At 35.0% G+C, this 21,923-nt stretch carries 20 protein-coding genes and 1 other annotated feature; of the genes, 18 read left to right on the top strand and 2 right to left on the bottom strand.

The window, feature by feature from the left end; translation table 11 throughout:
- Positions 1-159 precede the first annotated feature (159 nt).
- The 6 genes from BCR21_RS12420 (at position 160) to BCR21_RS12395 (ending at position 7,340) form a co-directional block, all read left to right on the top strand.
- Positions 160-1,326: an oxalate decarboxylase family bicupin gene (locus tag BCR21_RS12420; protein WP_069646765.1), complete on the top strand. Its 1,167-nt coding sequence runs from the start codon at positions 160-162 to the stop codon at positions 1,324-1,326.
- A 76-nt stretch (positions 1,327-1,402) separates the two neighbouring features.
- Positions 1,403-2,104: a YoaK family protein gene (locus BCR21_RS12415; protein WP_069646764.1), complete on the top strand. Its 702-nt coding sequence runs from the start codon at positions 1,403-1,405 to the stop codon at positions 2,102-2,104.
- Between the two features lie 170 nt (positions 2,105-2,274).
- Complete coding sequence (locus tag BCR21_RS12410; RefSeq protein ID WP_069646763.1) at positions 2,275-3,726, top strand: MDR family MFS transporter; 1,452 nt, start codon at positions 2,275-2,277, stop codon at positions 3,724-3,726.
- 363 nt (positions 3,727-4,089) lie between these two features.
- Entirely contained in the window at positions 4,090-5,574 is a 1,485-nt protein-coding gene (locus tag BCR21_RS12405; protein WP_069646762.1) for a hypothetical protein, read from the top strand.
- Between the two features lie 597 nt (positions 5,575-6,171).
- Complete coding sequence (locus tag BCR21_RS12400; RefSeq protein WP_069646761.1) at positions 6,172-6,759, top strand: ATP-dependent Clp protease proteolytic subunit; 588 nt, start codon at positions 6,172-6,174, stop codon at positions 6,757-6,759.
- 146 nt (positions 6,760-6,905) lie between these two features.
- The gene (locus BCR21_RS12395; RefSeq protein WP_069646760.1) at positions 6,906-7,340 is read left to right on the top strand and encodes a hypothetical protein; all 435 of its coding nucleotides are present in this window, start codon (positions 6,906-6,908) and stop codon (positions 7,338-7,340) included.
- A gap of 405 nt (positions 7,341-7,745) precedes the next feature.
- Here BCR21_RS12395 and BCR21_RS17030 read toward each other — a convergent pair whose 3' ends face one another.
- Together BCR21_RS17030 and BCR21_RS12390 are read right to left on the bottom strand one after the other, a co-directional pair.
- Positions 7,746-7,907 carry a hypothetical protein gene (locus tag BCR21_RS17030; RefSeq protein WP_167351785.1) on the bottom strand — a complete coding sequence of 54 codons (162 nt, stop codon included), beginning with the start codon at positions 7,905-7,907 and terminating at the stop codon, positions 7,746-7,748.
- 32 nt (positions 7,908-7,939) lie between these two features.
- Positions 7,940-8,296 carry a hypothetical protein gene (locus BCR21_RS12390; protein WP_069646759.1) on the bottom strand — a complete coding sequence of 119 codons (357 nt, stop codon included), beginning with the start codon at positions 8,294-8,296 and terminating at the stop codon, positions 7,940-7,942.
- A gap of 151 nt (positions 8,297-8,447) precedes the next feature.
- Positions 8,448-8,707 (top strand) — a binding site (T-box leader).
- A gap of 156 nt (positions 8,708-8,863) precedes the next feature.
- Here BCR21_RS12390 and BCR21_RS12385 point away from each other — a divergent pair.
- From BCR21_RS12385 to BCR21_RS12330, 12 genes are all read left to right on the top strand, one after another.
- The gene (locus tag BCR21_RS12385) at positions 8,864-10,144 is read left to right on the top strand and encodes an O-acetylhomoserine aminocarboxypropyltransferase/cysteine synthase family protein (RefSeq protein ID WP_069646758.1); all 1,281 of its coding nucleotides are present in this window, start codon (positions 8,864-8,866) and stop codon (positions 10,142-10,144) included.
- A gap of 446 nt (positions 10,145-10,590) precedes the next feature.
- On the top strand, positions 10,591-12,114 hold the full coding sequence (locus BCR21_RS12380; RefSeq protein ID WP_069646757.1) for a 2-isopropylmalate synthase: 1,524 nt from the start codon (positions 10,591-10,593) through the stop codon (positions 12,112-12,114).
- Positions 12,114-13,160, top strand: a complete 1,047-nt coding sequence (leuB, locus tag BCR21_RS12375) for a 3-isopropylmalate dehydrogenase (RefSeq protein ID WP_069646756.1) — start codon at positions 12,114-12,116, stop codon at positions 13,158-13,160. Before BCR21_RS12380 ends, leuB begins: the two co-directional genes overlap by 1 nt.
- Position 13,161: 1 nt before the next feature.
- Positions 13,162-14,538, top strand: a complete 1,377-nt coding sequence (leuC, locus tag BCR21_RS12370; protein ID WP_069646755.1) for a 3-isopropylmalate dehydratase large subunit — start codon at positions 13,162-13,164, stop codon at positions 14,536-14,538.
- Entirely contained in the window at positions 14,538-15,125 is a 588-nt protein-coding gene (leuD, locus tag BCR21_RS12365; RefSeq protein ID WP_069646754.1) for a 3-isopropylmalate dehydratase small subunit, read from the top strand. Before leuC ends, leuD begins: the two co-directional genes overlap by 1 nt.
- A gap of 77 nt (positions 15,126-15,202) precedes the next feature.
- Positions 15,203-15,949 carry a methyltransferase domain-containing protein gene (locus BCR21_RS12360; protein ID WP_069646753.1) on the top strand — a complete coding sequence of 249 codons (747 nt, stop codon included), beginning with the start codon at positions 15,203-15,205 and terminating at the stop codon, positions 15,947-15,949.
- Between the two features lie 372 nt (positions 15,950-16,321).
- A complete protein-coding gene (locus tag BCR21_RS12355; RefSeq protein WP_069646752.1) occupies positions 16,322-16,573 on the top strand; it encodes a hypothetical protein in 252 nt (83 codons plus the stop codon).
- Positions 16,574-16,583: 10 nt separating this feature from the next.
- Positions 16,584-16,943 (top strand): hypothetical protein, encoded by a 360-nt coding sequence (locus BCR21_RS12350; protein WP_069646751.1) that lies wholly within the window; start codon positions 16,584-16,586, stop codon positions 16,941-16,943.
- Positions 16,934-18,550, top strand: a complete 1,617-nt coding sequence (locus BCR21_RS12345) for a T7SS effector LXG polymorphic toxin (protein ID WP_069646750.1) — start codon at positions 16,934-16,936, stop codon at positions 18,548-18,550. The genes BCR21_RS12350 and BCR21_RS12345 overlap by 10 nt, the downstream gene beginning before the upstream one ends.
- A gap of 2 nt (positions 18,551-18,552) precedes the next feature.
- On the top strand, positions 18,553-19,317 hold the full coding sequence (locus tag BCR21_RS12340; RefSeq protein WP_069646749.1) for a hypothetical protein: 765 nt from the start codon (positions 18,553-18,555) through the stop codon (positions 19,315-19,317).
- Positions 19,318-19,629: 312 nt separating this feature from the next.
- Positions 19,630-20,445, top strand: coding sequence for a hypothetical protein (locus BCR21_RS12335; protein ID WP_069646748.1), 816 nt, complete (start codon positions 19,630-19,632; stop codon positions 20,443-20,445).
- Between the two features lie 627 nt (positions 20,446-21,072).
- Positions 21,073-21,864 (top strand): HNH endonuclease, encoded by a 792-nt coding sequence (locus tag BCR21_RS12330; RefSeq protein ID WP_069646747.1) that lies wholly within the window; start codon positions 21,073-21,075, stop codon positions 21,862-21,864.
- The last annotated feature ends 59 nt before the right edge of the window (positions 21,865-21,923 follow it).

Below are 21,923 nucleotides of genomic sequence, written 5' to 3'. Positions count from 1 at the left end.
AAGAAAGGAGGAAAAGAATTATGATCATATAAAGAATTGGTAAATTAGCTTTTAAAGGCACGGAAATCGATAGAGTTCCAAACGCAATCATAAGTATATGATTGTCTAAAAATCGATTTTTAGACAATCAATACATATTAAACTTAAGGAGTGATTGATATGTCAGAAGAAAAAAAACTTGAACCTTACAGACACACCGATGGGAAAGGATGGATTGATCATGGACCTCGAAATACTAGTCGTGATGAAGAAAATCCAGATATTCTAGTTCCGCCTGCTACTGACCATGGAACGATGGCAAATTTAAGATTTAGTTATTCTGATTCGCATCAACGTTTAGAAGAAGGTGGTTGGACAAGAGAAATCACAAACCGTGATTTTCCAATTTCACAAGATGTTGCTGGTGTAGACATGAGTTTAGAACCCGGTGCTTATCGAGAAATGCATTGGCATAAGGAAGCTGAATGGGGATTGATGCTCTATGGAAATGCTCGTGTGACTGGTATAGATGAATTTGGACGCTCCTTCATTGATGACATTAAAGCCGGAGATTTATGGAACTTTGAAGCAGGGGTTCCTCACTCTATTCAGGCTTTAGACGAAGGCTGTGAATTTTTATTAGTTTTCAGTGAAGCTGATTTTTCTGAAAACAACACATTCTTATTATCTGATTGGTTGGCACATACACCTGCTGAAGTGGTTGCTGCAAACTTTAAAAAATCAACAGAAGAAATTGAAAGTTTCCCTACTAAAGAAAAATATATTTTTAAAGCAAATATCCCTGGTTCTATTGAAGAAGTTGAACGTCCGAATGTGAATGGGAAAGTACCATCTCCATTTACGTTTCATATGGATACAATCAAACCTATTGAATCAGAAGCTGGCCGTGTGCGAATCGTCGATCAGAACGTTTTTCCTGTGGCGAAAACAATTTCGGCTGCTTTTGTAGAAGTAGAACCAGGCGGAATGCGTGAACTTCACTGGCATCCTAAAGCTGCAGAATGGCAATACTACATTCAAGGGAAAGCTCGCATGACAGTTTTTAACTCTGCTGGCGTTTCTAGGACGTTTGATTTCCAAGCAGGAGACGTAGGTGTCGTTCCAATTGTAGCTGGACATTACGTACAAAATATCGGTGATGAACCCTTGATTTTTGTAGAAGTCTTCAAACATAGTGAGTATTCTGATATTTCATTAAATAAATGGTTAGGCTCTTCCCCATCGCAAATGGTAGCGGATCATTTAAACGTTACGAAACAATTTGCGGAGTCACTACCAAATCCAGAGAAGCCACAACCTGTTGTTTGGTTTAAAAAACCAGAATAGTTTTTGTTTCGATGCCTAGAAAATAAATAGGAAAATTTTCTAGGCTTTTTACTATCAAAAATTGGAGGAATAGAGAGTGAATAATCGTAAAGTACCTACTTACCCTGTAATGGAACTACCTTGGATTGCTTTTTTTCTTGCGATTGCGGCTGGTTCAATGGACGGTTATACCTACTTTGTAGGAAAAGCATTTAGTACAGTACAATCAGGAAATATCATTTTATTAGGGCAAACAATTGCAACAAAAGACTGGCAGCATTTAGCTACAGTGGCACTAACCATCTTATGTTTTGGATTAGGTGCGATGACGACAGGAATTATTGAAGTATTGGGCATTAAAATGAAAAAAATCTGGGCGTTTGAAATTTTACTTATAGAAGCAGTCGTTTTAGTTGGCTTAGGTTTTTCATCGATTAATAGTGTATTTAGTATCCTACAGATATGTATGCTTGTTTCTTTTCTAGCTGGAATGCAAGGAAATGCATTTCATAAAATAGATGGCATGCTTTATGGAAATGTTGCTGTTACATTAGTGGTGCAATTAGCTTTTAATTATATTATTCAAGCTTTTACCGGAGCAAAAGATGCATGGAAAAATAGTTGGTTATATTTTTCTGTATTAATTGGTTTTGCAGGTGGCGGATTAATTGGGACTGTTTTAACAAAAGCTTATGGTGAAAAATCTTTATGGTTTACAGCAATTGTTTTAGTGGGAATTGCCTTCTATTCAAAAATGATCAAAGTAGAGGAAAAAGCAATTAAAGTTGATCCTGTTTAGTAGTAAATAAATAGTGAACTTGAATAAGTTTTCAAAGACTGGCAGTAACGAACTGTAGAGGAAGATTTAGTCGCGCAGAAAACGAAATAGCTCAATGAGTGTTTCTTTTCTGCGTCATTCAAGGATTGATAAATGGGAAAATCGGTGTAATTATTTAAGGACGTGAATGGATGAATAAAAACAAAGAAACCTATGACGGGGTAAGCTATAATCGAAGCGCTCTTATGATTGTTATTCTACTGGGAGCATTTTGTATTATTATGAATCAAACGCTGTTGATCACAGCTTACCCAACGATTATGAAAGACTTGAATATAAGTTTAAGCAACGTTCAATGGTTAACAACGTTGTTTCTTTTAGTATCAGGTATTACTATTCCTTTGTCTGCTTATTTAATGAAACAAATCAAGTCCAAATATTTATTTTTAACGGCCTTGAATTTATTTTTAATGGGCGTGCTTATTTGTTATTTTGGTCCATCATTCAATTATTTGCTTTTTGGACGATTATTACAGGGAATTGCTTCTGGAATTATGCTTCCTTTGATTCAGACTATTGTATTAACGCTGTTCAAAAAAAGCGAACGTGGAACCGCTATGGGGTTTGTTGGTTTAGTAGTTGCGTTAGCTCCTGCGATTGGGCCAACGCTATCTGGATATATTATTACTTATTTTAACTGGAAAACATTATTTCTTATTACAATACCGTTGATTCTTCTATCCGAAATAGGGGCTTTACTGTTTTTTAAAGTCAGCATACCCTTAAAACAGAGTAAGTTAGACATTCCTTCTGTTTTTTTATCGATCATTGGATTTGGTAGTTTGTTATACAGTATTAGTTTAGTGAGTACTAAAGGCTGGTTTTCTAAAGAAGTACTTATTTTTTTGTTTATAGGATGTACTGTGATTATTTCTTTCATTGTGCGAGAGTTGAAAATTTCAAATCCACTGTTGAATTTAAACGTGTTTAGCTACTCAATTTTTTCAGTTTCTGTGTTTCTAAGTGCAATTTCTTATATAGCCTTGCTTGGATTTGAATCTATTTTACCAGACTATATTCAAAAGGTTCATTTAGAAAGTCCAATTGATTCGGGGTTGATTTTATTGCCTGGAAGTATCGTGATGGGATTAATGAATCCAGTTACAGGAAAATTATTTGATCGATTTGGTGGACGGTTTTTAATCCCGATTGGTTTGACGTTATTGTCTTTAGGGACATTTCCATTTCTATTTATCACTGAGACGACGCCAATTCTTTTCATAGCTATTTTCTATGCTATCCGTTTATTGGGGATATCAATGGTCTTGATGCCAGTCACAACAACAGGAATGAATGCTTTACCCAATGACATGATCAGTAATGGTACCGCAGCGAATAATACATTAAGGCAAATTGCTAGCTCTTTTGGAACGGCTGTATTAGTTACGTTTCTATCTAGTCATGCCCAAACTACGCCTAAACAATCATTGGCAATTGGATGCTCCACACTTGCTATAAAAGAATCATTGGAGGTTGTAGATTATCGTCATGCGTTTGCGATGGCTTTTGTTTTTTGTATCGTCGCTTTAATTAGTTCCTTAATTATTTTTCGTAAAAAAGGACCGAATACTAAAATGAGATAAAAGAAAGAGTAATCATTTAAATTATGTATAGATGTTTATAAGGAAGTGATAATCCCCACTTTTTTTAAAATGAATTACCGGTTAAATAGATATCAAGTGAAAAAATTAATTTTTTTTTAGAAATACTTATTACTTTTCTATCTACTTCTTTGGGTGTATATTAAAAATTGGAAATAAAGTATATTTATTGATAGTGCGATGATTTCTACTTGGCAATAATTAAGCTAGCTATTTTTATGAAACACCTATAATGATAGACTACTTAATAAAGAAAGTTTAGTAGATTAAGTCATCGCATATATTTTTAAACTCAGTTACTGATAAAAATAATTGAGAAATCAACTATGCAAAGAGTGGGAATAGATGTTAGAAAAGTATTTAGAAAAAAATATTTATAGAAAAATTGTTCTTCTTGAAGCACTATACAAATATGAGAAAATTGATATTACGCATTACATAGAAATATTCGAAGCATTTCCAACAACAGTACAAAATGATTTAGAAGATTTAGTTCAGACGCTAGATATATACATAGTGAGTTATGAGAAACAAAAGAAATACTTTTATGTGGAATTTAATAAAGATATTCCATTATTTGAAATTCGCAAAATAATATATCAGCAATCATTATTTCTAAAGACATGTACAAAATTTTTGGAGCAACAGTTTAATTACTTGGATTTAGTAGAAGAAGAATTTATTTCAGTTAGTAAAGCCTATAATTTGAAGAAAAAAGCAGAAGCTTTTTTTTCTGCTTGTCATCTGGATTATGAAAATGAACGTTTGAATATTTCAGAATTTGAAACAAGGTTCTTATATTTATACTATCTAACAAAAATTGAAATCAATTATGAAACAACGCAGACTATTGAATTTGAAGAAGTTTGCGAAGGCATGCTCGATTTGATTGAACACGAATTTTCAACCAGAGTTTATACGGAAGAAAGTCGTTATTTTATTTTACAAGGAATGAATATTGCCTATTCACGTCAAGAAAAAGAAAAACTTAAATTAGAAGAAAAGGTTAAAGTTGATTTAAAAAAACGACCAATTTTCAAGCTAGTCGAACAAGCATGGGAAAGTTTGAATATGGGGCGCTTTTTACCAGAACATGAAATTGTTTATGTCGTATCTCTCTTCAATTCTTGTGAGTATTCTTTTAGTCAATTAGAAAATTTATTTGAAGATCATGAAAAATTACGCAGTACATTTTTAGTTGGCCGCCCAGATGTTATTCGGTTAATTCAGTATTTTGAAGAAGAATTTGATCAAATTTTATTGGGGGATTTTAGTTTTGAAGAAGGCATTATCCGTCTAACAAGAAATGCTTGGTATAATCATCAAGTTTTAGTCCACGGTTCTTTTTATACGCTGCATCCAAAAAATGAAGAGCTGTTTCAACGAATCGTCAAAGTCTTATTTAAATGGGGAGAAGGAATTAAAAATCTTCTTGTGATTGATACAAATTTAATCTATCGTTTTATTGAAGAAGCGGGTCCTATTTTAAAGCAAGAAAAACTGCTCTTCCGTTTGAAAATCGTGACCGATTCTGATTCAAAATTTTTACTGTATCAAAGTAAATTCTCTGAATTTAATGTTTTTGATATAGTGGTAGAGAATAAATTTTACCGTTCCATATACGAAGTTGAAGGATATGACCAATCGATTCGTGATGAATATATCTTTTGTGAAGAGGCCTTGATTCCATCAGTGTTAGAAGATCATCCACATATCATTCCAATCTCTGTAGATATGTTATTAGATCATTCTTTCTTGTTAGTGTGTATGAAGCCTTATCAACACTTTATGGAAGTTCATAATACTTCCTATATTAATGGGATAAAGTGATAATACATTTTTACTTATTAGTTGGTAAAAAGACGAAGAATTGTAAGGCAAAAGGTGTAGCATAAGTTTTGTATCGTTTATGACAGAAGTGTTTAACTCAGAAAATAAAGTATATCTGTGCCTGTGTAACATCAACTTGTACTACACCGGGTTCCACTGCAATTCCAGCAGAGTTACTTCTATTTTGACTGTTTATTAGGATTCCTGGAGTTTGGAATGTGTCTCTTATCGTTATGTCCGACACTCTTGTTTTTGTATTTTTAGAAAGTTGATTGTCATGAATATTACTAAAAATTAACTTAGTCATAGTAATTAATGAACAGCAAGAAAGTTAGGAATCATCTAAAACGCTAGATGAATTATCAATAGAAGTACTTTCGGTGAGAGGAAGATTTAGCAAACTAACTAAATCTGTTTCAAAGAAAAATAAACGATAGGACAACCGTTAAATTGTTTACCCTATTTTAAGTATTTATTAATCCTTAATCTTTGAAAAGTAGTTTTTAAGGTCAAAACAAGTCAAAAAAGTGGACAAATTTTCAGATTGCGGTATTATTAATATAGACATTTTGCTTTAAAATATGGAGGTTATTAGTTATGAACTATTTAGATGAAAACGAAGAAACAGAAGAAAAACAACAACCAAATGCGTTTATGAAAAAATTATTTGAAGAACGAACAATTTTGATCTACGGTGAAATCAATCAAGATTTGGCACGAGAAGTAACGTCTCAATTGCTTTTACTTGCAGCGATGGGTGATGAGCCAATCAAGATTTTCATTAATAGCCAAGGTGGACACGTTGAAGCAGGCGATACGATCCATGACATGATCAAATTTGTGAAACCAGAAGTCATCGTGATCGGAACTGGTTGGGTCGCAAGCGCTGGAATTACGATTTATTTAGCTGCTGAAGCGAAAAATCGATACAGCTTACCAAATACTCGTTATATGATCCATCAACCTGCTGGCGGCGTTCAAGGACAAAGCACAGAGATTCAGATCGAAGCCAAAGAAATCATCCGTATGCGTGAGCGTGTGAACCGTTTGATTGCTGAAGCGACAGGTCAAACTTACGAAAAAATCGCAAAAGATACAGATCGTAATTTCTGGATGTCAGCTGATGAAGCCAAAGATTATGGCATGATTTCTAAAATCATCAAAACAAGTGATGAAATTAATTAAAACTCTAAAAACTGCAGACAACAAAATGTTTGCAGTTTTTTTGTCTTAAAAATTAGTAGAAAAATATACTTTTACAAATTCCACTTGTCATCCACCTATGAAAAAGTGTAAAATTGAGTGATTACTAAAAGAAAGTAGGAAAGATAGTGAAACCAAATTTAGGCTATTATGTTCAAAACATCAATGATATTGTAAAAGAAACAGAAGAAGTCGGCGAAAAAATGAATGACTATTACGAAGAAGTTCGTAAAGCGATCGATGAAGGCAAAGTGACTGAATTGGCGTCAGAAAGAATTGCTGAAATCAAGCGTGTCTTTGAAGATGGAACCAAAGAATATACACTCATGCTGGAAAAAGTCACTCAATTACGTCCACCAGCACGCGTTATGGGAATCCACAAAAAATTCGAACGTTCATACATCGAATATTTAGCTGGATGCAATGAAATGATCTTATCTTTAGATCCTGAAAAAGGTATAGATGTTGATCTGTTCAATAACTCAGAAGAAAAACAAGATAAAGCAACAGATGATATTTCATTCGCAATTACACGAATGAGTAACCTTTTATTGAAAAAATGAAAAAATAATCAGAAATCTGACCAAAAAAAGATGGAATACATTTGTTTTTAATGTTATTTTTAGTAGACAAATAAAAAAATGTGTTGTATTATGTATTCATACCAACAACAACCTTTTTATTTTTCATTTTACTCTTATTGAGTAATACTCCTTTTCCATCGGCCTTTTCAGCCGATGGTTTTTTTTTATTTATTTTCCGTGAATTTTTATGATTTTAGTAATATATGTTTATTATTCACGTGTTTATATTTTGTTAGTTATTTTATTTATTTAAGCATGTTTTTGTTTGGTGGATTATTTTATAAATGATAAAAAGTCGGACGGATCAAACAGATAGAAAAAGGTCTAAAGCAAAACGTTTAAGTTCTGCTTTAGACCTTCAAGATCTTCTTGCAATTATTTGTATCAATTTTCTACATTACGAACATAATCATCAAAATACTGAACAAGATCAGATTTGATCTTCTGATATTCCGCTTCTGTGTATTCACGTTCTTCGATCGTTCCATTAAAAAATGGAATCTCCAACTCTTCGCGCAAGCGATCTAAAACTTCGCTTTGATCCATTTGGGCACCTTCTTTACCTGTTGTCTACTCTATTATAAAACATTAAAATCATTCGTCAACTGCTCAAAGGAATCTTTCATAGCTGTTAACTTATTATAAAGTAAGATGCTATCATCATCTTCAAGTAAAAAGACTTGTTTTAATTCAAAATAAAAATCTTCAAATGCTTTAAAAAAAGGGTGAACCTCTGATGCCGTAAGCTCACTGTTACTGTAGTAAAAAACACGCACACTATGATAATAAGTGAATACTTCATTGATATTCAACAGAATACGAGTATCCTCAGGACGTGGACGGCTAGTGACTAAATCATAGAGCGTTAAACTTTTGGTATGAATTTCCGAGAGATAAGATAAGAGTAGTTCCACTTTTTCATTACTTGCTGACATTAAATCGACCTCCAATTTCCCTAATTATAATAAAAAACAGTGAGAAAGAGAAATAGGACACTCAACTGTAAAGAAATATTTACAAAAAATGAAAATAAAAGAAAAAAACGTTGGCAAAAAAATGAGTATGCTCTAATATTGATTTCGATAATAAAACTCATTGAAAAGAAGAGTACACAAGCAGACATTGAAATCTAGCTGATTATTTTAGTTTTAGCTAGAACAAGAGAGCTTTCGTTTGGTGAAAGAAAGCAATGAACACTTGTCGAAAATGATCTTGGAGAGGAAAAATCAGCTTGATTTTTACGGGAGCTACCGTTAACAAGGCACCAAATCAAGAAGAAATTCTGCGTTTGGGTCGAGATGGAAGTTGTTTCCAATAAAGGTGGTACCGCGATAGTCGCCCTTTACTAGCATAGGCTGGTAGAGGGCTTTTTTGTATTATTCGTGGGAAACCCTAATGAGAATAAAAATAGAAAGAGGGGATCATTGTGCAAGAAGGTGACATGTGTCTTAACAGAACAAAACGAATAAACCAAACCAATAAAAGAAAAGGAATGAAGCATAATGACAAACTCTAACTATCAATTCGAAACGATCCAAATCCACGGTGGGCATACGCCAGACAAAGACACTAATTCTAGAGCAGTCCCTATTTACCAAACAACATCCTACACTTTCGACGATACACAAGATGCAGCCGAAAAATTTGCATTGTCCAAAGTAGGAAATATCTACACTCGTATCACAAACCCAACGACCGCAGTGCTGGAAGATCGCTTGAATGAATTAGAAGGCGGCGTTGGTGCAGTTGCAGTCGCTTCAGGAACGGCGGCAGTTACTTATGCCATTCAAAATCTTGCTAGCACTGGTGATCATATTGTTTCAGCTTCAACCTTATATGGCGGCACATTTAATTTATTTGCCCATACATTACCAGAGTTTGGGATCACAACAACCTTTGTTGACCCAGATCGATTAGCGAATTTTGAAGAAGCAATCAAGGAAAATACCAAAGCAATCTTTGTAGAAACAATTGGCAATCCAATCACGAATGTCGCAGATTTAGAAGCGATTACAGAAATTGCTCATAAACATGAACTTCCGTTGATTGTTGATAATACGTTTGCAACTGCCTATTTAAATCGTCCGTTTGACTATGGTGCCGATATCGTCGTTTATTCCGCAACAAAATTTATTGGAGGGCACGGTGTTGCTTTAGGTGGGATCATTATCGATTCAGGCAAGTTTAACTGGGCCAATGGCAAATTCCCTAAATTAGTTGATCCAGACCCAAGTTATCATGGATTATCTTATACAAATGATGTTGGCGCAGCCGCTTATATCACGCGCTTACGGGTTTCTTTACTAAGAGACACAGGTGCAGCAATTTCACCATTTAATAGCTTCTTATTGATTTTAGGCCTAGAAACATTATCTTTACGCCTGGAACGACATGTAGAAAATGCGCAGACTGTAGCGGAATTTTTAAATAAACATCCGAAAGTTGAATGGGTCAATTATCCAGGTTTACCTGATAACAAGTACCATGACTTAGCAGAAAAATACTTACCTAAAGGAGCTGGTTCAGTCTTTACTTTTGGCGTAAAAGGTGGAGCTGAAGCAGGAAAAAATTTGATTGATCATGTCGAATTATTTTCACTATTAGCAAATGTTGGAGATGCAAAATCATTGATCATTCATCCGGCATCCACGACGCATTCACAATTGAGTGAAGAGGAACTGAAAGCCTCAGGTACAGCGCCAGAATTGATTCGATTATCAATTGGGATCGAAAATATAGAGGATATTTTAGCTGATTTAGAACAGGCATTAGCTAAACTATAATAGGAAAAGAAAGCTGAGAAGAGACTTTTTCTCAGCTTTTCTTAAAAAAATTCTCATAAAACTATTGACTTTAATTAAAAAGTTCTGTATCTTTAACACTATAGTTTGAATTATTCAAAAATTCTGACAATAAAGGATGTTGAAGAGTATGAACAAGCAGACAACGACAATTACATTCTTATTATTACTGAAGGACTCATCACACTGATTTCTAGAAACCAGCTGCAATACAGCTTTTTCTTATCAGACGTTGAGAGTCCTGTTTTCGCATTGCATGAACGGGATGATAGAACATCCCATATTCGTGGGATGTTTTTTTATTGCAAAACACAGCGACTGCTTGCAGAGCTGATGTTGCGCAATACTTGGCGAACGAAGAGAGAGAAGTACCTAACCCAAAAAAATGAAGAACACTATTAACTCAATTCAGAAGGGAAGTATGAAAAATGAAAAATATCCAATTCTTTGATACCACTCTAAGAGATGGAGAACAAACCCCTGGCGTAAATTTCAATACCAAAGAAAAAGTCCAAATCGCCAAACAACTAGAAAAATGGGGCATTGATACGATCGAAGCGGGATTTCCGATCGCATCAGTGGGTGATTTTGAAGCAGTCAAAGCGATTGCTGAAAATGCAGAAAAAATGACTGTCGCGGGTCTTGCTCGATGCCAAAAAGCCGACATTGATCGTGCTCATGAAGCCTTGCAAAATGCCAAACATCCACAAATCCATGTATTCCTAGCAACAAGCCCAGTTCACATGGAATTCAAACTAAAAATGACACCAGATGAAGTGATTGCTTCTATTAAAGAACACGTTAGCTATGCTAGATCCAAATTCGAGAAAGTCCAATTTTCGCCAGAAGATGCAACGCGAACCGATAAACAATTTCTACTAAAAGCCGTTCAAACTGCCATTGATGCTGGTGCTACGATCATCAATGTCCCAGACACAGTTGGTTATTCTAACCCAACGGAATACGGTGCACTCTTTAAATTTTTAATTGAAAATATCCAAAGTGACCAAGAAATTATTTTCTCTTCTCATTGTCACGATGACTTAGGAATGGCGACGGCCAATGCCTTAGCAGCTATCGAAAATGGCGCACTTCGAGTTGAAGGAACAATTAACGGTATCGGCGAACGAGCTGGCAATACCGCGCTTGAAGAAGTCGCTTTGGCGCTATATATCAGAAAAGATTTCTACGAAGCTAAAAGCAATATCACATTAAACGAAACTAAAAGAACCAGCGATCTCGTCAGTCGACTATCTGGTGTAGCTGTACCAAGAAATAAAGCGATCATCGGAGCAAATGCCTATGCGCATGAATCAGGCATCCATCAAGACGGTGTATTGAAAAATCCAGATACTTACGAAATTATCACCCCGTCACTTGTTGGGGTAAACGAAAATTCATTACCATTAGGAAAACTTTCAGGTCGACACGCTTTCGCTACAAAGATGGAGGCTTTGGGCTACCAGCTAACAGAAGACGAACTAAAAGATGCCTTCAAGCGATTCAAATCGTTAGCAGATAAAAAGAAACAAGTCACAGAAGATGATCTGATCGCGCTAATGGTTGGACAAACGCAAGAAAGCAGTGAAGATTACCGCTTAGAACGTGTCCAACTACAATACGTTTCTGACGGCAGCCAAGGAGCCATCGTTTCTATTAACACAGGAGCAGACGAAAGCAAAACAGAATCAGCGATCGGCTCTGGTAGTATCCAAGCAATCTATAACTCAATCGATAAAATATTCGTCCAAAAACCAGCGCTACAAGAGTATTACATCAAAGCCATCACAGGCGGAGAAGATGCACAAGCAGAAGTACATGTAACCCTAGCAGACACTGAAAATAACAAAAAATTCAACGGCATCGGCATCGATTTTGATGTCTTGCAAGCTTCAGCGAAAGCTTACGTCAAAGCCAGTGAACAATTTCAAAAAGAAGTGAGGAAAGCCTAATGAGTAAACGAATCGTAGCATTGCCAGGTGATGGCATCGGAGCAGAAATCATGGATAGCGCACTACAAATCTTAGCCGAAATCATGGTTCAAGATAATCTGGATTTTGATATTGAACGGTTTGCATTTGGTGGAGCTGGTATCGATGAACAAGGAGATCCCTTACCAGAAGAAACCTTAAAAGCCTGCGAAAAAGCCGATGCGATCTTGCTAGGAGCGATCGGCGGTCCAAAATGGGACAATGCGCCCAAACGTCCTGAACAAGGCTTACTTGGTTTAAGAAAAGCTCTGGGACTTTTTGCAAATATCCGTCCAATTTCTGTGCCAGATGCAGTCGTTCATTTATCTCCATTAAAAGAAGAAAACGTTCGAGGTGTTGATTTTGTAGTCGTTCGTGAACTAACAGGCGGCATTTACTTTGGCGAAAAACAATTAGGCGAAACTAAAGCTTCAGATCTATGTACGTATTCAAAAGCTGAAATCCAACGCATTATCAGAAAAGCCTTTGAAATCGCTCAAACTAGAAATAAAAAAGTCACATCTGTCGATAAAGCCAACGTACTAGCGACAAGCAAATTATGGCGTCAAACAGCAGAAGAAGTGGCACAAGAATTTCCAGATTGTACATTAGAACACCAATTAGTCGATTCAGCGGCAATGGTCATGATCCAAAAACCAAAGGCCTTTGACGTGATCGTCACAGAAAATCTATTCGGTGATATCTTAAGTGACGAAGCATCGGTAATACCAGGCTCACTAGGAATGATGCCAAGCGCCAGTCATAGCGAGTCAGGTCCGTCATTATACGAACCAATTCACGGTTCAGCACCAGATATCGCCAATCAAAATATCGCCAATCCAATGTCGATGATTTTATCGGTTGCGATGATGTTACGTCAATCGTTTGGCTTAGAAAACTCAGCGCAGAAAATCGAAACTGCTTGTGATCGTGTCATGAATCAAGGCATCCTAACAACAGACTTAGGGGGTAAAGCGACAACAACAGACTTTACCGAAGCCGTAATATCAGAATTGAGAGGTGCTTAATATGGGAAAAACACTATTTGATAAACTTTGGGAACAACATGTGGTATCAGGCGCTGCTGGAGAACCGCAACTGCTTTACGTCAACCTTCATCTAATCCATGAAGTAACGTCACCACAAGCATTTGAAGGATTAAGAGAAGCAGGCCGAAAAGTCCGCCGTCCAGACAGAACATTTGGCACGATGGATCATAACGTCCCTACACAAGATATCTTTAACATCACAGACTTGGTGGCAAAAAAACAAATCGAAGCTTTGCAGAAAAACTGTGACGAGTTCGGCGTAACCCTTTGCGATAACGGCAGTGACCGTCAAGGAATCGTGCATATGGTCGGACCAGAAACTGGTTTGACACAACCGGGAAAAATCATTGTTTGTGGGGATTCTCATACAGCGACACATGGCGCATTCGGAGCGTTGGCATTTGGTATTGGGACAAGTGAAGTAGAGCATGTTTTTGCGACACAATGTATTTGGCAAAATAAACCAAAATCAATGGGTGTTAAAATCACTGGAAAACTAGCAAAAGGCGTATATGCCAAAGATATTATTCTAGCCTTGATCGCAAAATATGGTGTTGATTTTGGTGTGGGACATGCGGTCGAATTTTATGGGGAAACGATCGAAAATCTAACGATGGAAGAACGTATGACGATCTGTAACATGGCCATCGAAGGGGGCGCAAAAATGGGGATGATGGCGCCAGATGAAAAAACCTTTGAATATGTACGTGGCAGAGAATACGCACCAAAAGATATGGAAGCGGCAATCGCTGATTGGAAAAAACTACCAAGCGATCCTGATGCGACTTATGACGTGGATCTAGAATTGAATGCGGAAGAATTGGTTCCCTTCATCACATGGGGCACAAATCCGGAAATGGGCATCCCGATCACAGGCACATTCCCGGAAATCAAAGATATGAATGACGAACGTGCCTATAATTACATGGATCTAAAACCAGGTCAACGTCCTTCAGATATCGAAATCGGCTACGTTTTTATTGGCTCATGTACAAATGGTCGACTATCCGATTTGGAAGAAGCGGCGCGCATCGTAAAAGGAAAAAAAGTCAAAGCAGGCATTACCGCAATCGTAGTACCAGGTTCAAGACCAGTTCGAAAAGCAGCCGAGAAAATCGGGTTGGATAAAATCTTCACCGAAGCAGGCTTTGAATGGCGTGAACCAGGGTGTTCCATGTGTTTAGGTATGAACCCAGACCAAGTACCAGCCGGTGTTCACTGTGCCTCAACATCTAACCGAAACTTTGAGGGGCGCCAAGGCAAAGGGGCCAGAACGCACCTTTGCAGCCCAGCGATGGCGGCAACGGCTGCGATCGTTGGAACATTTAGAGACATTAGAGAGGAGCTTGGTGCATAATGGAGGCATTTACACAACATACAGGAACCACGGTTCCACTAATGAACGACAATATTGATACCGATCAAATCATTCCAAAATCATTTCTAAAACGAATCGAAAAAACAGGTTTTGGTGAGTTTCTATTCGATGAATGGCGTTACTTGCCAGACCGTACACCAAATCCTGATTTTACGTTGAACGAACCACAATACAAAGAGGCGACCATTTTGATTTCGGGTGATAACTTTGGTTCTGGCTCATCGAGAGAGCATGCGGCTTGGGCGTTGGACGATTATGGGTTTAGAGCAGTTATAGCAGGAAGTTTTAGTGATATTTTTTATATGAATGCCACAAAAAACGGGTTACTGCCAATCGTGTTGAAGCATGAAGAATTGGATGTATTGGCAGGACTTGGAGTGGATGAGACGATCACGATCGATTTGCCAGCACAACAAGTCATCACGCCGAATGGGACATATTCTTTTGAAATCGATAGCACTTGGAAGCATAAATTAGTGAATGGGTTGGATGATATTGCAATCAGTTTGACACATGATGCTGAGATTGCGGCTTATGAAGCGAATATTCCGGCTTATTGGCAATAAGAAATAGTAAGTGTGCTACATCGATGACTATTTTCGATGTAGCTTCTTTTCATTACATCATTAGGAGCGTGAAATCAATGGAATGGGATGCAAAAAAATACAATACAACACATGATTTTATTTTTAAATATGGGGCTGGTTTGTTAGAATTATTGCCGAAAGAACCGAAAAAAGTGTTGGATATTGGTTGTGGGACAGGCGAATTGACGAATCAAATGGCGGAGCTTGGGCATGTAGTGACGGGAATCGATCAATCGGTCAATATGATCAATCAAGCAAAAGAAAGCTATCCTGATTTGACATTTTTACAGGAGGATATCTTAAACCTCTCTGATCAAATTGGATTGTATGATATTGCTTTTTCAAATGCAGTTTTTCATTGGATATCGGATCAAGAGTTATTATTGAAGAATATCAGTGAACATCTTAATCCCAATGGACAGTTGATTTGTGAGTTTGGTGCTGTTGGAAATGTTCAGGCAATTAGAGAAGCTTTTGGGCGTGAATTGCGTATGTTGGGCGTATCTTTTGAAGAGCCGTTTTGTTTTACGTCAGTTGAGGACTATCGTGTCTTGCTTGAAAAGAATCATTTTGAGGTAGTGGAGATTTTAGAATATGAACGGCCGACACCGCTTAAAGGTGGCGAATCTGGTTTGAGAGCGTGGATGGAACAGTTTTATGCTGCTGAGTTGGGGGAATTGACAGATGATCAGAAAGAGAAGCTACTGGCGAATATGGAGCGAGATTTGAAGCCGAAATTGTGGAAAGAGGACCATTGGGAAGCCGATTATCGGAGATTGAGGATAAATGCTGTGAAATTGTAGATAAAGTCCCAGTAACGCTCAAAGCTCAATTGTAAATTGGTTCTGAAATGACTTAAGAGAAACAATCTTTAGCTTGAGAATAACAAAATGACCCTAATCAGTGCCAGACAAAAATGTTAGTCTTTTTCCGAAGGGATTCTTGACTTTTTTATTTGATCGATAGGCACTATGAATTCTAGTAGACTAAAAATTCACGCTCTTTTTACGCAATGAATGCGGTCGTAATAACGTCTCCAAGCTCTTTTCTTAGAATATTTTGATTTCAAAAAATAAAGATTATTTATGTTTACCAGGGAATAAAAAAGAGTATCTTAGAATTTCAGTCTATGATAAAATTATACATGACTAAAAGTTAAGTAAAGGAGTGTTACAATGGTAAATATAGCTTCAGATATTGGGGTTGCGACTGGGGCAGTTTCAGGTATAAATGCTGTATCTGTCAATAAAGGGACACAAGTTTCTTTAGGAAAAAGCAATGTTAGTAGTATGAAACAAGGTTCAGAAGTAAATAATCAGTTACTTTCAGATCTATCACAATTGATTGAATGCGTGAAGGAGCAAAGTCAAAAATTCCCTAAAATCGCTGAAATAATCGCTATAGAGGATAGCAAAATTAAATTCTAAGGAGAATGTTGTGGAGAATAAAAATGATCAAGAGCGAGTAAAATACAGCCGTTTGATTACAGAAAAAGAAAACATCAATGATGAATTGAAACAAGAACAACGAAAAATAGAAGACAGTTTACGAAACTTACAAGAAGATTTACAGCGAGGCTATCGTACCTTAGCAATGATAAACGAAGAAGCAGTACATAGTGAGAACCATGAAGGTATTCGGGTGCAACGGAAAAATGAAGAACAAGAGCGATATTTTGGACGCCAATTACAAGAGGCAGAAGAAACGTTATCTGATCATTATGCAGAACAACGAAAAACACTCGATAAAGAAACTGAGGATCTTTATAAAAAGAGAGGTGAAATTCCTTGGGATTAATTTATTCAAGTTCCGATTCGTCGCAATTAATGTCTGCACTAAAGCAAAATCTACAAAGCGGAAAAGAAGCCTCTGAACAGTTAAAAGCAGGAAGTCAAAAAGTAATTTCTGCTGTAGATGGTAAAACACTTTCTGGTGCATCTTATACATCTGGAAAAGGATTATTTAGCGAGTTAATTTTACCAACTATTAGTAAAGTAACCTCTGCCATCGATACTATTGAAAGCGAATTGCAAACTTACGTATCAGCAGATCTTTTAGTTTCATCAGAAGGAACGCTAGATGAGGACAAATTAAACCAACAAATTGCAACTAAAAAAGCAATGAAAGCTTCTGTGGATGCTTCTGCAGCAGTAGCAAGAGCATTATCTAGAAATAATCCAGTCGCTAAAGTCTTAGATGCGTTATTAAATGTTCAGTCAAGCTTGACTCGTATGTCTAATGATTTTGAAGAGGATATTCGAGAATTAGAAAAGAAGCTAGAGAAACTACAACAATTTTCTTCACAAACAAATGGACTTTTTAGCAATAGCTTGAATGATATGAAAATTGCTATGCAGGGTGTAACAGTATTGAATAATACGATAGTCAATAGTGATGGGACCTATCAATTACCTAAAGGTGTTGATCTTAGTTGGTTTAATTCTTTAAAAAATTCTAATGATATAGATAAAATGGAAAAAACGGCTTTAGAAAAGGCAATGAAAGAAATCAATGATCTGTATTCTAAAAATCCAATGGCAGCAATTGAGAAAGTAAAGAATAATAAACGTCTATTTGAGTACCTTATTACATTCTTAGATTCGGAAAAATTACCTAAAGGTATACAGGATGCTGTACTGGATATCTTCATAGCGCAAGAAAGTTGGAATAAGTTACCTAAAGATTTGGCAACAAAAATTTTAAATAATCCAAAATTTGGTCTATATTTGATTGATCAATCCATAGATGTGCAAGCTAAAGTATATGGAGTGTTGATAAATTTGAGTGATAAGGGTTGGGAGGTATTAGCACCTATCGGTCATATGACCAATCTATTATCCAAATCGTCAGCGGGAGAAGCCCTTATTGCAGGAACAAAAATAGGATTCAATAAGTTTAAAAAGCTAGGAAAAGTAGCCGACTTTTTAAAGAAATACAAAGCAGTTGGAGAAGTTGTAGGGGTAGCAGGAGATGGCTTTAGTATAGGCAGCTTAGCATACAATGAATATATCAATCCTGATAGTCCAGCTTACGGAGATATTAGTAAAGCGTTGTATGGTGGTCAAAATAAATTTTTTGCATCAATTGGTCCTTTAGAAGGGGCACAATACGGATTCATTCCAGGAGCTATTGCTGGTACAGTAAACACAGCTGTACAAGGAATAGAAATACAGACTCCTTTTAAACAGCTTGGTGATGATGGAAAAATCGGATGGGACGGAATAGCAGGATTTGGAACAAAAGAAGATATTGATAGATGGATAGAAAAACAATATGAAATTTATGATAGAAGACATGAAAATTTAGAAAGTGGAGACGTTGGAGCAATAAAAGAAGATTGGTTTGGAAAACAAAATGGCCGTGTTGATACAGGAGATTTTAATACAGGATTACCGAGGTGGTAAATATGCATAAAATAGAATTTTCAGAAGCAGAAAAAGACATATATTTAGATGACATAGAAACAATTGTTTCTATGTCATCTAACAGTTCTTCGTATACCAATAAAATTATATTATCTTCTCTTTTTTCAGCTTTGATAAGCCTTCCATCAATAAATTATTACTGGGGTATATCTCTAGTTTCTTTAAGCATACTTTTTTTTCTTTTAGTAAAATATCTTACTTTAAACAACTTTCAAAAAGTAGTTAACTACAATATTTATCTATACATGATATTACAAACGGGTATGATTTTTTTCCTTACGGTTTTTTTATATATAAAAAAGGACTCGTACCATATAGCACCAGTAATCTATATAATAATTAGCTACATGATCTCTCTTTTTATTGTGTACTTTAAAACATCGAATCTATTAAGAGCTAAATATAAATTAGAACATGGTAAATGGAGTAAAAAAAGTGAGTTTTTTGCAACAAAAACATCAAAACTCTTACAAATTTTTGTAATTCTAATAGTCTTAGGGGCAATAATTTACCGTATTAATAGATGGTGGCTACTAAATGTAGATATAACATTTGAGAGTGTAAGCATTGCAGAATATATATTGTGGGGCGGAGGGTTAATTTTGCTTCTAGTAGGACTAACACTTCTACCTACTTTATTGATAAAACCAGAAAGTATAGTTAAATATAAGTTAATTGAAAAGTATGCTGAGGAATTTAGAGAAAGATATGACTATTCAAAAAAAGAGTGGTACGGAGATAATTAACTTTTTCAGTTCGTATCCTTATACGCGGTCAAAAAGAGATTAATTAATAACAAACTCCCCACTTAATTGAAAAATAGATTCACCAAAACAAGAAAAACAGAAACCTTATTAAATAGTTAGGATGTATGGGCACCTATCGGTCACGTGACTAATGTATTTTTCAAATCGACAGAAGGAGTAGCTCTTATCGCAGAAACAAAAATAGGATTCAATAAGTTTAAAAAGCTAGGAAAATAGCCGATTTTTTAACAAAACAGTAGAGTTTAATACAAGATTATTTAAGTGGTAAAGTACAATGAAGTAGGCGGATTTATGAAAAAAATAGAGGACTATGTTAACAACATCAGTTTTGAAGAGGCGTATGTCAAAATAAATCGAAATAAAATTGACTATTTAATTAAAGGCGATCCAGATGCAAAATTTCCAATTAGCTTAAAAAAGCTAGGTTTTTTAGCAATAAGTTTATTTATGCCAATTATGATGATACTGTCCTATACAAGTGCTAAAGATAACATAGTAACAACTGTATTTTCTAGAAATATAGCGATAGCAACAGCTACAAGTTTTATTTTAATATCATTATTTTCATATTTTAAGAGTAGACACTTTATTCAAAACTATGGGTATAAAGAGTTTATATATTCTAGTTTGAAAATTTTATTTTTATCTTACATTTGTGGTTCCATAGGAACTGTAGATTCTAATTATATTATTAATTTGATTACTATAATTATCTATGTGCCTACTTGTTTATATCTATATTACACAGTGGAAAATAATATGTTAATCGAATACGTTAATGTAACATTTGAAAAAGAGTATAAAACGAATAAGATTCTTTCTCTCTTGATAAAAATGGCTGGAATAATAATGATTTTAGGAATAGTAATTGTTCAGTTATATAGAATAAATAAAAGTTGGATAGATAAAGACAGTATCAATGATTCAATAAATGGTTTAGGTTTAAGTACGACGTTAATCGTAATTGCAGGGGCAGTTTTTATGATAATTATTTCTTTGATACCTACTTATATCAGCTTCAAAGCTGATTTAAGAATTCAAAATAAACTAGTAACAAAATATTCAAAAGAGTTTAGAGAAATGTATGGGTATTATAAAGAAGAATGATACGGAGAATAATAGTTAAGATGACTTTCGTTAGATTTGAAAGTGACACAAGATAAACATATCTTAAAAATAAGAGCTTCTGCGATATTTGTTATAAACAATACTGGTTAGTAGTAATCAATTGAATATGTTACGTTGGATTGAACGCTAGGGGAGTATGAAGACAATTTCTTAGTCAATTAATAATAAAGTATAAAATTGCTTCATCGATAAATATTTCTGTGTAGCTTTTTTAATTTTCAATAAGAAAAACTAAATTCATTCTGGTGGAGTATAGCGCGCGCAATAAAAGCTAGAAATAGCATAGGAAAAACAGTTTTAAACGTTTCTATCATATACTTTTGATTTATAAGAATATGAAAGATGGGGGGAAAATAGAAATTACTGGGATCTAAGCACAGAAAATATTGATTTCTAGTGAAACAAGTAAATTTTTTTATGTCTCCAGTACTCAAAATTAAAAATTTACAGGAAATATAGAGTTTCATTTTTTTCCACTTTACGAAATACACATATGTTGTATTTATAAATAAATGAGTTTTAATATTATATATATTATACCTTCGGATCGTGATATAATTTATTTTGATTGAATTTATATCATATAAGTGAAATAAAGGTGTAATTATGAAGAAAATAGAAAATTTAAAAAATGCTGATATTGAGGCTGATTTTGCAAAATGGTTGCTACTTAATAGAGGAATTAAAGAAGTAACGATAAAAAAATATTTAGGTGCGATAAGAACTGTTGAAAATATTCTTAATAATAACGAGCATCTTACAACTAAAATATTCGAGATCAGTGATCCAGAATTGATTAAGAGTTTTAAGAATAATAAAGAAGTTCAGGAAATTGATAAGCGAGGCAATCGGATGTATACTGTTCCTTTGAATCACTATATTAAGTTTCTGTATTACTTAAAAGAAATAAATGAAGAAAGCTTGGATGATCAACTTAACAGAGAAGTTGAAGATATATTGATGAATAATGAGCTCAGGAAAACAACTTTAAAGATGAGCAAAATTTCAACTCCAACTGAAATGTTTGTTACTAAGACAAATTATTATAAAAGAAACCCAATAAAGGCAGCAAATGCATTAATACTAGCGAATTTTAATTGTGAAATATCAAGTGAACATAAAACTTTTATATCTAGAAAAACTGGCGAGAATTTTGTGGAAGCTCACCATTTAATTCCTATGAACCAACAGAAAAATTATTTGGAAGTAAACATCGATGTAGAAGAAAATATTATTGCTCTTTGTCCAAATTGTCATCGGATGATTCATGGCGGGAAGGAGTTCGAAGTTTCAACTCTACTAAACGATCTTTGGCAGATGCGTAATGAAGGATTAATAAATAAAGGTATTAATATATCATTGGATAAACTAAAAAAAATGTACTTTATAGCAGAATAATTATCATTTTTATAAAATAGAATTGTTTCTTGGATAATTTGATATCAATACTTTACTAT

Source organism: Enterococcus ureasiticus (genome assembly GCF_001730285.1).
GTDB lineage: Bacteria > Bacillota > Bacilli > Lactobacillales > Enterococcaceae > Enterococcus_L > Enterococcus_L ureasiticus.
The sequence above is the reverse complement of the archived record's forward strand: the minus strand, read 5'-3'. Positions and strand labels throughout refer to the sequence as shown.

Excerpts from the sequence above, each read along its gene's own strand:
- BCR21_RS12420 (WP_069646765.1), top strand. The coding sequence starts at position 160 with ATGTCAGAAGAAAAAAAACTTGAACCTTACAGACACACCGATGGGAAA.
- BCR21_RS12410 (WP_069646763.1), top strand. The coding sequence starts at position 2,275 with ATGAATAAAAACAAAGAAACCTATGACGGGGTAAGCTATAATCGAAGC.
- BCR21_RS12405 (WP_069646762.1), top strand. The coding sequence starts at position 4,090 with ATGTTAGAAAAGTATTTAGAAAAAAATATTTATAGAAAAATTGTTCTT.
- BCR21_RS12400 (WP_069646761.1), top strand. The coding sequence starts at position 6,172 with ATGAACTATTTAGATGAAAACGAAGAAACAGAAGAAAAACAACAACCA.
- BCR21_RS17030 (WP_167351785.1), bottom strand. The coding sequence starts at position 7,907 with ATGGATCAAAGCGAAGTTTTAGATCGCTTGCGCGAAGAGTTGGAGATT.
- BCR21_RS12390 (WP_069646759.1), bottom strand. The coding sequence starts at position 8,296 with ATGTCAGCAAGTAATGAAAAAGTGGAACTACTCTTATCTTATCTCTCG.
- BCR21_RS12385 (WP_069646758.1), top strand. The coding sequence starts at position 8,864 with ATGACAAACTCTAACTATCAATTCGAAACGATCCAAATCCACGGTGGG.
- BCR21_RS12380 (WP_069646757.1), top strand. The coding sequence starts at position 10,591 with ATGAAAAATATCCAATTCTTTGATACCACTCTAAGAGATGGAGAACAA.
- leuB (WP_069646756.1), top strand. The coding sequence starts at position 12,114 with ATGAGTAAACGAATCGTAGCATTGCCAGGTGATGGCATCGGAGCAGAA.
- leuC (WP_069646755.1), top strand. The coding sequence starts at position 13,162 with ATGGGAAAAACACTATTTGATAAACTTTGGGAACAACATGTGGTATCA.
- leuD (WP_069646754.1), top strand. The coding sequence starts at position 14,538 with ATGGAGGCATTTACACAACATACAGGAACCACGGTTCCACTAATGAAC.
- BCR21_RS12360 (WP_069646753.1), top strand. The coding sequence starts at position 15,203 with ATGGAATGGGATGCAAAAAAATACAATACAACACATGATTTTATTTTT.
- BCR21_RS12355 (WP_069646752.1), top strand. The coding sequence starts at position 16,322 with ATGGTAAATATAGCTTCAGATATTGGGGTTGCGACTGGGGCAGTTTCA.
- BCR21_RS12340 (WP_069646749.1), top strand. The coding sequence starts at position 18,553 with ATGCATAAAATAGAATTTTCAGAAGCAGAAAAAGACATATATTTAGAT.
- BCR21_RS12335 (WP_069646748.1), top strand. The coding sequence starts at position 19,630 with ATGAAAAAAATAGAGGACTATGTTAACAACATCAGTTTTGAAGAGGCG.
- BCR21_RS12330 (WP_069646747.1), top strand. The coding sequence starts at position 21,073 with ATGAAGAAAATAGAAAATTTAAAAAATGCTGATATTGAGGCTGATTTT.